Here is a 14,358-nt window from a genome sequence, read left to right on the forward strand (position 1 = left end):
CTTCAATATCTCGAAGAAAGTTGTTGACGCGGTGCAATTCGCTCGGATACATTCAGGAACACGAAGTTCTATTCGAAAACTCGAATTCAGGTGCAATCGCGTGTCCGTAGCCGGAATCGATCGACCCGAGGCGGTCCGCAGTGCGGATTGGCTCGAGCTGATCCGCCCGGGGGATCTCGTCGTGGTGGCCCAAGGGGTCGGCGAGCCGACGGTGCTCCTCGAGACGGTCCTCGCCGCGTCGCCCGACGACGTCGACCTGTTCGTCGGTCTGTCGCACAGTGCGGCGTTGGCGCCGCCGGCCGCGATGCCGCTGCTGTCGTTCGGTGCGCTCGGGCCGCTCGGTGCGCCGGCGCACCGGGGGCGCGTCGGAGTGATACCCGCACACTTCGACGATCTGCCGCGTGTGCTGCGCGAACGCGGGCAGGACATCGTCGTGCTGATCCAGGTGGGACCGGTTGATGCCGACGGCACACACGGTCTCGGCATGGCGGTCGACCACACCTACGAGCTGCTCGCTCATGCACGGGTGGTGGTCGCGGAGGTCAACGATCAGATGCCGCCCACTGCCTCGCCGCGGATCGCCGCTGCCACGTTCGACGCGGTGGTCGAGACGTCCCGACCGTTGCCGGTGGTCGCGACTCCGCCGACGACCGGCGTGCACGATCGGATCGCCGAGCACGTCGCGGGTCTCGTGCCGGATGAGGCCACGCTGCAACTCGGCATCGGCGCGATGGCTTTCGCGATCGGGCGCGCGCTCTCTGATCGCGTCGGGCTCTCGGTTCGATCGACGCTCGTCGGTGACTGGCTTCTCGAACTCGAACGCTCCGGCAGCATCCGCACCGGCGGTGGCGCCGTCGTCATCAGTGAGGCCGCCGGCTCCGCCGAGCTCTACGACCTCGTGACTCGCGGTGCGATCCCGGTTCGTCCGGTCGCCGACGTCGTCGGTCCCGCCGCGCGCGGTGAAGTGGCCCGCTTCGTCGCCGTCAACTCCGCGCTCGAAGTCGACCTCACCGGGCAGGTCAATGCCGAAGCGCTTCCGACCGGATACATCGGCGGGATCGGTGGTCAGTCCGAGTTCCTCCGCGCCGGGCAACGTTCTCCCGGCGGCCGGTCGATCGTCGCGCTTCCGGCGACCGCCGGGCGATACTCGCGCATCGTCGGCTCCCTGACCGGAGACGCGGTCACGTCGCCTCGATCGAACGTCGACTTCGTCGTCACCGAACACGGAGTGGCCGATCTTCGTGGCCGGAGCCTTGCCGAACGAGCGGACGCACTGATCGCGATCGCCGCTCCCGAACATCGCACCACCCTCAAGGAAGGACTCGCACGATGAGCGCCGTACTCACCGATGCCGTCGACGTCGACACGACCGGACCGATCGATGTCGCCGAGCGGCTCGGCCAGTTCCTCGCCGCGAACGCCGTCGACGGAACGATCACCGATCTTCGCCGCGCGGGCAGCGGGCGATCCCGCGACAACTGGCTCTTCGATCTCGTCTCCGCCGACGGAACCCGCGAGCCGTTGATCCTGCGTACCGATCCCGACGGCGGTCTCATCGACACCGATCGCGCCGTCGAGTTCGCGGTTCTGCGCGCGCTCGAAGGCGGAACTCTGCCGACGCCGGTCGCTCGCTGGCTCGACGCGGACGGAACGTCCATCGGTCGGCCGTCGCTCGTCATGCGCCGGTTGCCCGGAGAGTGCGACTACCGGGTCCTCCGGAACGGCACGCGTTCGCTCGCCGAGCGCACCGATCTGGCTCGCGCATTCTGCGACCTCCTCGCCGATGTTCACCGGGTGGACTGGCGTGCGCTCGGCCTCGGCGACGTCCTGGCCGACCCCGGACTCGAAGCGGCACGTCACGAACTCGACGCATGGTCGGCCGTACTGCGCGTCGATCAGCTCGAACCGCAACCCGAACTCGAGTACGCGATCGCGGTGCTCGCCGAGCACGCGCCCACCGCGGGGTCCACGGTCCTCGTGCACGCGGACTACAAGCCCGGCAACATCCTGCTCGAAGGACAGGAGGTGACCGCCCTCCTCGACTGGGAGCTGGCACACCTGGGCGATCCGCTCGAAGACCTCGGCTGGGTCACCCAGCCTCTACGAGCGGCCGAGCACACGATCGACGACGCCTGGAGCGCGGACGATCTGATCACGCACTACGAATCGGTCACCGGTACGTCCGTCGACCGCGACGCGGTGCGATGGTGGGTCGCCTTCTCCTCGTTCAAGACCGCCGTCATGCAGGTGAGCGGACTCCGAGCCTTCGTCGAAGGCCGCGCGGAAGAACCGTACCGACCCACCCGCCGAGTGCTCTCGGCGCTTCTCGACGCCGTGGAGGAACTCTGATGCGACCGACCATCGACGAACAGCTCGGCGGCGCATCGCGCCTGCTGACGCTCGCCGAGAACGAACCCGACGCCGAGGGCGTCACCGAACTCGTTCGCAACGCGCGGCGCCTGGTCGACCGCGTGTCCTCCTCGTGGGCGGCGGCCGAACCGTTCCTGCGCGGCGACAACGCGGAGCTGGCGGCGCTCCTGGAGACGGCCGACCCCACCCCGCCCGATCCCGGGCTGCAGCGGGTCGTCGACGTCAACGAATCGCTGCGTTTTCGACTCTCCGACCGTATCCGCGATCTCGGACCGGGCGCGTCCCGCGATGAGATCGGCACCTACCTGCGACGGCGACTGACCGTCGATCCGACCTGACGTGAGGTGAGGACACCCATGACCGATGATCACGGCCTGTTCGTCGACGACGAGCACTTCGCCGAGCAGTTTCCGCTGACCCCGATGGACGATTACATGATCCATCAGACGCCGGACCCGGTCCGCGTCATGTGGACCGGCGACCCGCGCGCCTACGAGCGCTTCTGGATGGTCTCGCACGACAGCACCGGCGACATCGTCGTCGCCACCGGAGCCAGCTTCTATCCGAACCTCGACCGCGCCGAGGCCTACGCCATCGTCAACGTCCGCGGTCGACACAGCGCGGTCCGCAGCTTCCGCAGCATCGGCGCCGACCGTGCCGATCTCCGTATCGGGCCGATCGTTCCGCAGATCGTCCGCGGCCTGCGCGAATGGCGTTACGTCCTCGAGCCCAACGAGCAGGGTATCGCCTACGACATCACCTTCACCGACACCACTCGGCAGGTGTTCCGCGAGCCGTTGTCGAACTCCACCAGCGGGAGCCCGCGAGGTCGTCGCGGCGACGTGACCAGTGGATTCGAAGGCTTCGGCACCGTCTCCGGCTGGGTCGAGGTGGACGGCGAGCGCATCGAGCTGAGTCCCGGCTCGGTCGGTACCCGCGATCGGCACTGGGGGACCGGCCGCGGTGTCGGCGGACCCGCGCTGTCGCTCGGCGGACGTCTGCACGTGGGCACCAACGGCAATGCGTTCGTCGCGTTCGACGACTGGACGATCTGGGGCGACCGGCTCTACTACCCGTTCGGTGATCAGAAGAAGGGCTGCGCCAAGGTGTTCAAACCGACACGGCGGCTCCGATTCGAGCCGGACACCCAAGTGTTCGCCGAGGCGATCGTCGACTACGAGTTCGACACCGGTGAGAAGGCGCAGCTGCACTACGAGAAGATCGGGCAGCAGACCGCGTTCCTACGGTGCGGCATGTACGGCGGCACGCCGGGCGGCGACATCCATCAGGGCGGCTACGACGGCCCGGACATGACCGAGGGCGAGACCCTCGACGTCACCCTGCCGCGGACGCGTATCGGCGTCCGCGGTCTCGATGAGCACCTGTGCCGTGTGACCCGCGACGACGGTGCGAGCACGCTGGGGATCTATCAGACGATCGATCCCGTCGCGTTCGAGGCGTGCACCTCCGGACGGAAGGGGTGGGACTTCCTCTAGGCGCCGACCGGTGCTGGAGATGTGAACCGACCGCGGACATCTCCGACAATCCCGGGATGTATCTTCCACCCATGAATCCTCAGGAGTAGTAATGACCAACGATCTGCACAGCCGGGGGGTACAGACGCGCATCGCAGTCGCGTGTCTGATCGGCAACTTCCTCGAGTACTTCGAGTTCGCCCTCTACGGGTTCTTCGCAGTGGCCATCGGATCGACGTTCTTCCCGTCGGACAGTTCGACGGCGTCGCTCCTCAAGTCGCTCGCGGTGTTCGGCGTCGCGTTCCTGCTGCGGCCCGTCGGCGGCGTCATCTTCGGCATCATCGGCGACCACACCGGTCGTCGAGCGGCGCTGAGCATCAGCATCGTGGTGATGGGTCTGGCCACCGCGCTGATCGGCCTGCTGCCGGGGTATGTGACCATCGGGATAGCCGCGCCGATCCTCCTCGTGGTGCTCCGCTGCGTGCAGGGCGTCGCGGTCGGCGGCGAGTGGGGCGCCAGCTCGGCGTTCCTGATCGAGACCGCGAAGCCGAACCGCCGCGGCATCCGCGGCAGCCTCCCGTCGACCGGTGCCGCCCTCGGCCTCGTGTTCGGCAGCCTGCTGGCCCTGATCTTCACCCTGGGCTTCTCGGCCGAGGTCCTGGCCAATTGGGGTTGGCGCATCCCGTTCCTGTTCGCCGCCCCGCTGAGCCTGCTCGGTCTGTTCATTCGCCGTCGCCTCGAAGACACACCGGTGTTCCTGGAACTGCAGAAGGACGAGGACCGTCCGCGCCCCCGCGTCCGCGACGCATTCCGCCGCGATCAGGCCAAGGCCATCGGCGTCACGTTCTGCTTCTCGTGGATCTGCGGTGTCGGCCTGTACTACCTGGGTACGTACGTCGTGAACTTCCTCTCGTCGACGGCGGGCGTCGGTAAGACCGAATCGATCATTCTGACCTGCATCGGCCTGATCATCTACGCCTGCCTGTGCCCGGTGGCCGGCCGGATCTCGGACAGGATCGGTCGACGCAAGACCATCCTGTTCGGTTGTGCAGGACACACGATCCTCGGTATTCCGTTGTTCATGCTGCTCGGTACGGGCAGCGTGGCACCCGTCCTGATCGCTCTCGTCGTCTACGCGATCTTCCAGGCGCCGATCAACGCGAACACTTCGCTGATCCTCGTCGAGATGTTCCCGGCGTCGACGCGACTGACCGGCGGCTCGGTCGGTTTCAACCTGGGCGTCGGTGCACCGTCGGGCTTCGGTCCGCTGATCGGCGCATCGCTGGTCACCGCGACCGGTCTCAAATTCGCCCCGGGGTTCTTCCTCGCAGGCGTCGCGCTGATCTGCGGCGTGATCCTGTACTTCCTGCTTCCGGAGACGGCCGGGCGCGATCTCCTCAGCGAACACGATGCGACGAAGGACGTCCCGGCGTCCCGAGGCAAGGCCGCGGTCGCCACGAACGACGAGGCCGCCGCGGTCCCGACCGCGAGCAGCAGCTTCTCGACCGCTGGTTGAGTCGGTGAGGCGCGTCGGCGCCGAATCGTGTCGAACCACCGCCCTCCCGCCCTCGAAAGGATCCTCATGACCCCCACCGTCCCCGACACGATGAACGTCGCCGCGCTGGCCCAGCTGGGACCCGCCGACGCCGCGTTCGAGGCGGTCGTGCGGCCGGTGCCGCGCCCGGGGCCGGGAGAGTTCCTCGTGAAGATCGCCGCCTGCGGGGTATGCGGTCACGACGCACTCGCCCGCCGCGGTGAACTCGCCGCGACGGTCGGCGACGTCCTCGGCCACGAGATCGCCGGCGTCGTGGTGGCCGCCGGTTCCGGCGATGTCGCCGACTGGGTCGGCAGGCGAGTCGCCCTGGTGCAGCGTCGTCCCTGCGGACAGTGCCCGGACTGTGCACGCGGCGCGACGTCGCAGTGCCGCCGCGGTCCGGGGTTCTACGGAGACGATCTGCCGGGCGGGTACGCCGAGTACGTCCTCGCCGACCCGCTCAACGCCGTCCGCCTGCCCGACGGTGTGGCCGACGAGGTCGCCGCGGTGGCCTCGTGCGGCATCGGCACCGGTCTGCACGCGCTGCGCAAGGCCCGGCTCGAGGCGGGCGACGTCGTCGTCATCACCGGTGCGGGCGGCGGTGTCGGATTCAACGCCGTCCGTACCGCCAAGGCCCTCGGGCTCGGCGTGATCGCCTGTACCGGCGACGACGCGAAGGTCGCGTCGATCGTCGAAGCGGGTGCGGATCGGGTGCTGGTGCGCCCCGACGTGGCCGCGGTCCGGGGCTGCGCACGCGACCTGGACCGGCCGCGGGGCGTGGACGCCGTCATCGAGGTGACCGGCGGACCGACGTTCGCGACGAGCCTGCGGGTCCTCCGGCCCGAGGGGCGACTCGTCCTGGTCGGAAACACTGTTCCCGCCGATCTGGCGATCGCTCCCGGGCTGACAATTGTGAAAGAACTACAAGTGATCGGGTCGGCACACGCGACGCGGGCCGATCTGCAGGAGGTGATCGACATGATCGATACGAAACGATTGGATCCTATTCGGCCGCGACGGCTTCCGATGAGTGAAGCGTCGACGGCGCACGCCGCCCTCGACGAGCGCACCGCGACCGGTCGGACGGTGCTGGTCCCGTGAGCGTCTCGACCTACTTCGATTCGGACAACGTCCTCGGCCCGCTGCCGTGGCCGCACGACTCGGATCTGCCCGATGCGCAGACCCTCCCCGAACTCCTCGACGACACCGCGCGGCGTCGTCCCGATGCGCCCGCCCTCGTCGCGGGCGACGTCCGCCTCACCTACCGCGAGCTGGCCGATCGGGTCCATCGGTTCGCGGCCGCGCTCGCCGATCTCGGCGTGGTACGGGGAACCCGGGTCGCCGTCCTCGGCACGAACACCGCCGATTGGATGATCGCGGTCCACGGCGCGATGCGTGTGGGCGCCCGCGTCGACGCGTTCAACACCTGGGTGCGCGCATACGATCTCGATCACCTCCTCGCCGCATCGGAGGCCGAGGTCCTGGTCACCATCGCCTCGGTGCGCCGGACCGACATGCTCGGCGAGTTCAAGGAGCTCGTGCCCGAGATGTGGGAGGCGCCTGCCGGTGGCGTGATCCGCAGTGCGAGATTCCCGGCGCTGCGGCACATGATCGTATTCGACGGTCCGCGACTGGACACTCCGGTGCCCGACGTCGCACTGGCCTTCGAGGATCTGCTGGTCGAGGGGTCCGCGGTCCCGCCGATCGCGGCGCGGGCCGACGACCCCGCGTTCGTGCTGTACACGTCGGGGTCGACGTCGAAGCCGAAGGCCGTCCCACTGACTCACCGCGCCGACATCGAGAACGCGTACGCGATCGGGCTGCGCATGGGCATCGGCGGTGACGATCGGATCTGGCTCGGTTCGCCCCTGTTCTGGAGTTTCGGCGTCGCCAACGCCGCCGGCGTCGCCCTGAGTCACGGCGCGTGCCTGGTGCTGCAGGAGGAGTTCGCGCCGCAGGCCGCCGCCGATCTGATGGCGGCCGAGCACGTCACCGCGGCCTACCTTCTGCCGAGCATGGCCGATGCGCTCGCGGCCACTGTGCCCGAGCAGGTGCGGGCGATCGATTCGCTGCGGACCGGTCTGACGATCGGCCGTCCGGACGAGATCGCCCGCGTCGTCACCGAGCTCGGGATCTCGGAGATCTGCAGCGTGTACGGATCCACCGAGACCTACGGCAACTGCTGCGCGACGTCGTACGCCGACCCGCTGGACATCCGACTCACCACACAGGGCCGTCCGTTCCCTGGCGTCATGCTGCGCGTGGTCGACCTGGAGTCCGGTGCCGTCCTCGAGCCGAACACTCCGGGCGAACTGCAGGCCAAGGGGCGTGTCACGCCCGGCTACCTGCGCGACGACGAGGCGAACGACGCCGCGTTCACCGACGACGGCTGGTTCCGCACCGGAGACACCGTGATCATCACCGATGAGGGACGCGTCCAGTTCCAGAGTCGGCACACCGACATGATCAAGACCTCTGGCATCAACGTCTCGCCCGCCGAGGTCGAGGGCTTCATCAGCACTCATCCGGGCGTCGCCGAGGTCGCGGTGGTGGGGGCCGAGCATCCGTCCAAGGGCGAGGTGGTCGTGGCCTTCGTCGTTCCGGCTCCGGGCGCCGATCTCGAGAGCGCGGAGCTGCGGGCGTTCTGCAGGTCCGGGATGGCCAGCTATAAGGCGCCGTGGGCCGTGGAGGTCGTGTCCGAACTCCCGCGGACCAACACCGGAAAGATGGTACGCAAGGATTTGAAATCGTCCGCGCGGGAGGCCGTGAGCCAGGCGATGGCAGTACAGGCAGGGTGAGAGCATGACACGCGAAGACAACTGGGGCCGGTGGGGCGACGCCGACGAGACCGGAGCCCTGAACCTCGTCGATCCGGCGACGACGGTCGCCGCGCTCGGCGCCGTCGCCAGCGGGCGGGTGGTGTCGTTGGCACAACCCGCCGGTGCGGCAGCAGGAGTTCCGGCGCACCGGAACGGGTCGGCGCGATACATGGATCGTGACGCGGGCGACTACGCGCTCGGCGCCCGTTCGCCGAACGGATTCCGGTTCGCCGAGGACACGGTCACCATCTCGACGCACAGCGGAACGCACGTCGACGCGCTGTCGCACACGTGGAGCGGCGATCAGCTGTACAACGGGCATTCGTCGGCCAACATCCGCTCCACCTCGGGTGCGCGACGTCTCGGCGCTGAGAAGCTGCGCTCGGTGGTCACGCGCGGGATCCTGGTGGACCTCGTCGAGGACAACGGCGGACCACTCGCGCCGTCGACACCGGTCGGCGCGGACGCGCTCGAACGCGCATATGCCACGGCCGGAACCGAGCCGCAGATCGGCGACGCAGTGCTGCTCCGCACCGGTTGGTGGGACCCGGCGAAATCGCCCGCCGAGTACTTCGACCTCGAACCCGGCCTCGACATCGGAGCCGCGCGCTGGTTGGCCGACCACGACGTCGCCATCGTCGGCGCGGACAACTACGCCGTCGAGCAGCAGCCGTCGCCGGACGGCTCGACGTTCCCCGTCCATCTGCATCTGATCCACAAGTTCGGCATTCCGTTGATCGAGAACCTCGACCTCGACGAACTCGCCGCGACCGGGCGGAAGGTGTTCGTCTTCGTGTTCGCCCCGATTCCGCTGGCCGGCTCCACCGCGAGCCCCGTGACCCCGTTGGCGATCCTGTGACGCGCGCGTGGGACTGGCCCGATCTCCACGGCCCGCTGCGCGGAATGCGGGTCCTCGACCTGAGCCAGCAGCTGCCGGGTCCGTACGGGACGCTGCTCCTGGCGTCGCTCGGCGCGAGCGTCGTCAAAGTGGAACCGCCGCAGGGCGACAACTCCCGCACACTCGATCCGGCGATGTTCGCCAACGCGAACGCGGGTAAGGCGACGATCGTCGCCGACCTCAAATCCGACGCCGGTCGCGAGGCCGTGTACGACGCCGCTCGCGAGGCGCACGTCGTGCTGGAAGGATTCCGGCCGGGCGTCGTGTCCCGCCTCGGCGTCGACTACGACACCCTCAAGGGATTCAATGCGGGGCTGATCTACTGTTCGATCTCCGCGTACGGTCAGACCGGGCCGCTGTCGTCGCATCCCGCGCATGACGTCAGCCTGCAGGCGATCGCGGGCTCGGTCGCACCGGAGACCGCGACGGATCGGATCGGCGTTCCCTGGGTCGACCTCGCGACGGGAACCACTGCCGCCCTGACGATCACGGCCGCCTGGCATGCGGGAACGCCCGGCTACCTGGACATGAGCATGCTCGATTCGGCCCTCGCGTGGGCGAGTATCAAACCCGCCGCCGTCGCTGAGCCGGAGCCGACCTACGGCACCGTCCTGACCTCCGACGGCGCCGTCGTCATCGCGCTCCTGGAGGACCGGATGTGGGTGCGGTTGTGTGCCGCGTTCGGCTGGTCCGACTGGGGCTCCGAACCGCGTTTCGCCGCCTACGTCGATCGACGCAAGGCGGCCAACGAGATCCGCTCCCGCCTCGACTCCGAACTCAACTCCCGCACCACGGACCAGGTCATGACCCTCGCCGAAGCGCACGACCTGCCGATCCATCGCATCGGTCGGGACGCCGATGCGATCGGTCAGATCGCCGCCCGTGCCGGCGACGGTGCGAGTCCGTGCATCCCGATTCCGGCGGCCTGGCAGACCCCGCTGGCCGCCGCGCCGAATCTTCCCGTGTAGGCAGAGTCTCCCGTCGTCGAGCCCATCCCGTTGGTCGAGTGAAGTCGAGCCCTCTCCCGCCAGCCGACGACCGGATCACCGCCGGTGCTCGTTGAGCCCAGCCGCCTTCCGCTGGTCGAGCGAAGCCAGCCGAAGCCGCCTCCCGCACAGACAACCCGACTCCGCCCGAAAGGACCCCGGACCAATGCCCGCACCATTTCGCCCGCCGACCGCCACCACCTGGCGCCTCGCCGTCATCGACGGACCCAATATGCCGAACCTCGGCAACCGCGACAAGAAGCTCTACGGCGAGATCGCCTCCCTCGCCGACCTGCAGTCCCTGGTCCGAGACTTCGCCGAGACTCTCAACGTCACCGTCGATCAGTTCGCGTCCAATCACGAGGGTGAGATTCTCGACTTCATCCATCGCACCGCGTCGAAGGTCGATGGCTACATCATCAATCCGGCCGGTCTCACGACCTACGGCGAGGCGACGCGCCACGCCCTCGACGATACGAAGAAGCCGGTCATGGAGGTCCACTTCTCCAATACGGCACGCCATTTCGCCGGCGTCGTCCCGCCGTACCTCGAACAGAAGTCACGGTTCACCTACAGCGCGACCGGCCTGGTGATGGGGCTGCGGCAGTACAGCTATCTGGGCGCGATGCTCGGGTTGGTGTTGGCGTTGGACGATGAGACGTTCTTGGATGGGGGAGCGGTGCGGCATTGAGCTCCTGCTGTCGAGAGTTGTAGTTTCGGTCGCGCGAGCCTGTGTGATCGTCTTGGCGATGCCATCGGCATGATTTCGACCAAGCGCCGCGGACTCTGTCGGCTCCGGTAAGGACACCGACCAGCCTGTCCTCGCGGACATTGTTCTGGCCTACCCGCAAGCCGCCGACGGGCTTGACGGTGAGTGGGGGGCGCCGATCGACCTCGACGATGTTCGTACGCGACTGGGAGAGGACACTGTACGGTCGTTCGCAAACGGTATCGAGCAGCGTCTCGGGATCGAGTCGTGGGCATCGTTCAGCTTTCGATTCCGTACAGGTTCGTGATCGACGGTCGCGCGGTCATCGCGCTGCCTGCAGTCGGATCGCGGTTCTGGGAGAATTGGTGCCTCGCTCACGAACTCGGGCACCTTGTCCTCGGCCACAGTGTCAGCGAGTTCTGCAAGGACGGGATACGCCTCGAATCGAGCTTGTGTCTCCTTCCAGTCATCGTGAGGCGGAACTCGGTGCCCGTGGTCTCGTAGTAGTCGGGATCGCCCGCAAAGATTGCCGTCGGAAGCTCAGAAACGTTAGCGGGAAGCCGACGACGTTCACCTTCTCGAAGACGGTCGCGACGGTGCCTTTGCTCGTGTCTTCGCGCGGCGTCGAGCATCTGTCGCTACTTCGGTGACAGTTGTCGGACACCGAGCGGCTGGGTCGGGTGACGAGAAGCGCGCACGATCTCGGGAACGCAATAGGGCGGTGGTGTTGCCGGTCACGGCGGGCTATCGCGTCGTGGTCAATGAGTCAATCGACTCACAGTCAAGACACACGACGCGATGACTCACGACCTTCTGCGTCATTATTCGAACCGAGCAACCAGCGGTTACGTCAAGATCGCGAACGCCATTGCGACGCCTCAGGGGAGTTGCTGCAGCGTCGGGTGTCGAACTGCCAATGTGAGTGATTGTCAGACGCGGATGCCATGATCACCTTGTTGCGTACGGATCTGTCGAAACGGTCAGCATTGCCTGACGCGACGCGGTCGAATGTACTTCGACCGGATTGGTGAAGAAGGGGCCCGATGACTGTCGCGATCGATGCGTTCCGCGGAACGTATTTGTTCTTGTCGAACTTCTACGAGGTGGCTTTCGACGTGCCGATGCTCGGGCGTGTCAACTCTTCCGAGCACGCGTTCAATGCGTTGAAGTCGTCAGATCCGCAGGAGCAGCAGAGCGTCCTTGCTGCGGCAACACCGGGCGAAGCCAAACAGCGCGGGCGGACAGTCACGTTGCGTTCAGGATGGGAAATGGGCGGGCGCGTGCAGGCGATGCAGATGGTGCTGCAGTCGAAGTTCGAGTCCGACGACATGCGAGATCTCCTTGATTCCACCGGTGACGCGGCCCTCGTCGAAGGGAACACCCACCACGACAACTTCTGGGGCGACTGCCGATGCGGCGGTCCTCGCTGCGCTGTTCGCGGCACCAACATGCTCGGCGAATTGCTGATGGCCGAACGCGCGAAAGACCGGAGAGTTCGATGACCGACCCTACCCACAGCACCGTTAACGGTCATGGAGCACGCTCGACATCGGGCCCGAATCGATCACCAAAATCAATGGCCCGGTAGTCGGGACAGTCTTCGGCGGTGGGACAAGAATTGGGCTTACCGAGGTCGTCGGCTGTCGATTCAAGTCTGCGAGCATACTCACGAACGGGTACCTGCAGGTTGTCGTCGCCGGCGTGGAACCGGGAAAACCCGTGGTCGGAGATCCTGCCGCAGTCGTCTTCACGCGCAAACAGCAGGGCGCCTTCGAGCGGCTGTACGACTGGCTGAACTCGGTAGCCGCGAGGAATGGGGACGCGCGTCCGGGCCCCGTTGTCGCTTCTTCGGACGCGACCATAGTCACTCGGGCGAAATCAGTGGACGTTGACGATGTAGAAGTCGTCGGTGAGAGCTACTACCGGCAGGCGTTCGCGGATCTGTTCATCCGCGCAGGAAAACCACTGGGCGGCGTGACTTGGTACCAGGCAGTCCTGGTCGCCGAACCTGACAATCCGCACGACGAGAACGCTGTGGCTGTATCGGTGGACGGGCACAAGGTGGGGCACATTCCGGCCGATCTCGCGCCGACGATTCAACGTGATGTCCGAGCCGCGAACCGGCGCGGCGAGCAGGTGTGCGTCGCAGCTCGAATCTGGGCAGCGTGCGACGATGCGACGTGGTCGGCGCGCGTCACCCTCGACCCAACCGAAGAACCGGAACCGGAGTGGCGATACGTCGACGAACCACACTGGCCGGGGCGAATCAGTCCCGACGGCGCTGAGCGACTTACAGATTCCGGCTCGCTACGCCAATACGAACGGTATCGAGCGGCTCTCATTGTCCATGGCCGAGCCGTTGACGATTACCGGCCGGACGTCGCTCAGGCGCGTGCAGATGGCGACCCCGCTCGGGCGCTGGCGATTCTTGGTGAGTGCATCGACGCGGCCGAGCGGGCCGCGGCGATCGTCTTCGCGAAGCCAGACCAGTGGCCGACCGAGCAGGCAGCGACTATCTACCGCGGACTAAAGGATTACGACGCGGAGGTGGCAGTACTCGAGCGCTACTTCGCCGCATCTCCAGACCACGCTGGCACTAAGGGATTGCGGACGCGTCTCACGCGGGCTCGTGAGCTCGCGGGCAAGGAGTCCGGCACGGCACCAGCAAGTGTGGAGGAGTCGGTAGCGGCATCAGAGACTGTCGTGACGCTCGCGGGCCCACGGCCCGTTATCGACGTCGCCTTACCGTTCGCCGCGGAGCTGTCATACGAGATTGAGCACATCGACGCGATCAAGTCGGTCGTCGACGAGGCCGGCGGGTCGGTCGGTGCAGCACTGTATGCCTCGGCGTTCCTGCGTGAGCGGCACCACCGCCCTCACGGATTCGGTTACGTCGACGTGTACATCAATCGGAAGCTGGTCGGGTCGGTCGCGGCGATCGAGGCTGACGCGGTTCGCGAGATCGTGCGGCGTGACGAGTACACGGGACACGACTGCTGCGTTCGCTGTCGCGTGTTCCTCGCGTCGATCGAGCGAAAGAGTGCGCGGATCACCCTTGGCCGATACGAGGACGTCGTCGAGCGCGAGGATGAGACCGAATCGGCAGCGCGCACCCGGCAGCAGGCCGTCGAACTAGAAGCGATGCGGATGGAACGGCTCGCAGCGGGTGGGCAGGAGGCCGCCGATCAACGGCGACGTCTAGTCCGAGATAAGGACTACATCGAGTGGGTGGAGACGATCAAAGATCTCAAGCGCGAGAAGCGATATGCCGACGCGCTGCAGCTCGCGCTCGAATGCGTCGATGCGGCGGAACGGGATGCGGTGTTTCACCAGTGTGCGCCGCCGCCGGCGTACACCGAGCACGCCGCGATGTTGTATCGGAAGCTCGGAAACGCGAACGGGGAAGTCCGGATTCTGGAGCGCTACGAGCGCGCATGTCCGGACGACCAAGGATCGTCGTCGATCGCGGAACGCTTGGTGAAGGCTCGGGCGCGGCTCTGAATCACCGAGTGGTCGCGCGCGCGTCGATGGAGCGGGTCGATGGCACGTCCGTGCAAGGGAGAGCAC

At 67.0% G+C, this 14,358-nt stretch carries 12 protein-coding genes; all 12 read left to right on the top strand.

Annotation, left to right across the window (positions count from 1 at the left end):
- The first annotated feature begins 100 nt into the window (after positions 1-100).
- The 12 genes from BKA16_RS10645 (at position 101) to BKA16_RS10700 (ending at position 14,292) form a co-directional block, all read left to right on the top strand.
- Complete coding sequence (locus tag BKA16_RS10645) at positions 101-1,333, top strand: acetyl-CoA hydrolase/transferase family protein (protein WP_343067366.1); 1,233 nt, start codon at positions 101-103, stop codon at positions 1,331-1,333.
- On the top strand, positions 1,330-2,349 hold the full coding sequence (locus tag BKA16_RS10650) for a phosphotransferase family protein (RefSeq protein ID WP_183370625.1): 1,020 nt from the start codon (positions 1,330-1,332) through the stop codon (positions 2,347-2,349). Before BKA16_RS10645 ends, BKA16_RS10650 begins: the two co-directional genes overlap by 4 nt.
- Positions 2,349-2,708, top strand: coding sequence for a hypothetical protein (locus tag BKA16_RS10655; RefSeq protein WP_183370626.1), 360 nt, complete (start codon positions 2,349-2,351; stop codon positions 2,706-2,708). Before BKA16_RS10650 ends, BKA16_RS10655 begins: the two co-directional genes overlap by 1 nt.
- A gap of 18 nt (positions 2,709-2,726) precedes the next feature.
- Positions 2,727-3,866: an Rv3169 family protein gene (locus BKA16_RS10660; protein WP_183370627.1), complete on the top strand. Its 1,140-nt coding sequence runs from the start codon at positions 2,727-2,729 to the stop codon at positions 3,864-3,866.
- Positions 3,867-3,957: 91 nt separating this feature from the next.
- Complete coding sequence (locus tag BKA16_RS10665) at positions 3,958-5,361, top strand: MFS transporter (RefSeq protein WP_183370628.1); 1,404 nt, start codon at positions 3,958-3,960, stop codon at positions 5,359-5,361.
- Between the two features lie 66 nt (positions 5,362-5,427).
- Positions 5,428-6,480 carry an alcohol dehydrogenase catalytic domain-containing protein gene (locus tag BKA16_RS10670; RefSeq protein ID WP_221246802.1) on the top strand — a complete coding sequence of 351 codons (1,053 nt, stop codon included), beginning with the start codon at positions 5,428-5,430 and terminating at the stop codon, positions 6,478-6,480.
- Positions 6,477-8,177 carry an AMP-binding protein gene (locus BKA16_RS10675; protein WP_221246803.1) on the top strand — a complete coding sequence of 567 codons (1,701 nt, stop codon included), beginning with the start codon at positions 6,477-6,479 and terminating at the stop codon, positions 8,175-8,177. The genes BKA16_RS10670 and BKA16_RS10675 overlap by 4 nt, the downstream gene beginning before the upstream one ends.
- A 4-nt stretch (positions 8,178-8,181) precedes the next feature.
- Positions 8,182-9,057, top strand: coding sequence for a cyclase family protein (locus BKA16_RS10680; RefSeq protein WP_183370629.1), 876 nt, complete (start codon positions 8,182-8,184; stop codon positions 9,055-9,057).
- Positions 9,054-10,064 (top strand): CoA transferase, encoded by a 1,011-nt coding sequence (locus BKA16_RS10685; protein ID WP_183370630.1) that lies wholly within the window; start codon positions 9,054-9,056, stop codon positions 10,062-10,064. Before BKA16_RS10680 ends, BKA16_RS10685 begins: the two co-directional genes overlap by 4 nt.
- Before the next feature lie 184 nt (positions 10,065-10,248).
- Positions 10,249-10,773, top strand: coding sequence for a type II 3-dehydroquinate dehydratase (locus BKA16_RS10690; RefSeq protein ID WP_183370631.1), 525 nt, complete (start codon positions 10,249-10,251; stop codon positions 10,771-10,773).
- A gap of 1,061 nt (positions 10,774-11,834) precedes the next feature.
- On the top strand, positions 11,835-12,293 hold the full coding sequence (locus BKA16_RS10695; protein ID WP_183370632.1) for an NADAR family protein: 459 nt from the start codon (positions 11,835-11,837) through the stop codon (positions 12,291-12,293).
- Between the two features lie 217 nt (positions 12,294-12,510).
- Complete coding sequence (locus tag BKA16_RS10700; protein ID WP_221246804.1) at positions 12,511-14,292, top strand: HIRAN domain-containing protein; 1,782 nt, start codon at positions 12,511-12,513, stop codon at positions 14,290-14,292.
- Positions 14,293-14,358: the final 66 nt, after the last annotated feature.

Source organism: Gordonia humi (assembly GCF_014197435.1).
Classification (GTDB): Bacteria; Actinomycetota; Actinomycetes; order Mycobacteriales; family Mycobacteriaceae; genus Gordonia; species Gordonia humi.

Bases quoted from the DNA above. Each gene is read 5' to 3' on its own strand.
- BKA16_RS10695 (WP_183370632.1), top strand. From the start codon at position 11,835: ATGACTGTCGCGATCGATGCGTTCCGCGGAACGTATTTGTTCTTGTCG.
- BKA16_RS10690 (WP_183370631.1), top strand. From the start codon at position 10,249: ATGCCCGCACCATTTCGCCCGCCGACCGCCACCACCTGGCGCCTCGCC.
- BKA16_RS10650 (WP_183370625.1), top strand. From the start codon at position 1,330: ATGAGCGCCGTACTCACCGATGCCGTCGACGTCGACACGACCGGACCG.
- BKA16_RS10680 (WP_183370629.1), top strand. From the start codon at position 8,182: ATGACACGCGAAGACAACTGGGGCCGGTGGGGCGACGCCGACGAGACC.
- BKA16_RS10670 (WP_221246802.1), top strand. From the start codon at position 5,428: ATGACCCCCACCGTCCCCGACACGATGAACGTCGCCGCGCTGGCCCAG.
- BKA16_RS10655 (WP_183370626.1), top strand. From the start codon at position 2,349: ATGCGACCGACCATCGACGAACAGCTCGGCGGCGCATCGCGCCTGCTG.
- BKA16_RS10660 (WP_183370627.1), top strand. From the start codon at position 2,727: ATGACCGATGATCACGGCCTGTTCGTCGACGACGAGCACTTCGCCGAG.
- BKA16_RS10665 (WP_183370628.1), top strand. From the start codon at position 3,958: ATGACCAACGATCTGCACAGCCGGGGGGTACAGACGCGCATCGCAGTC.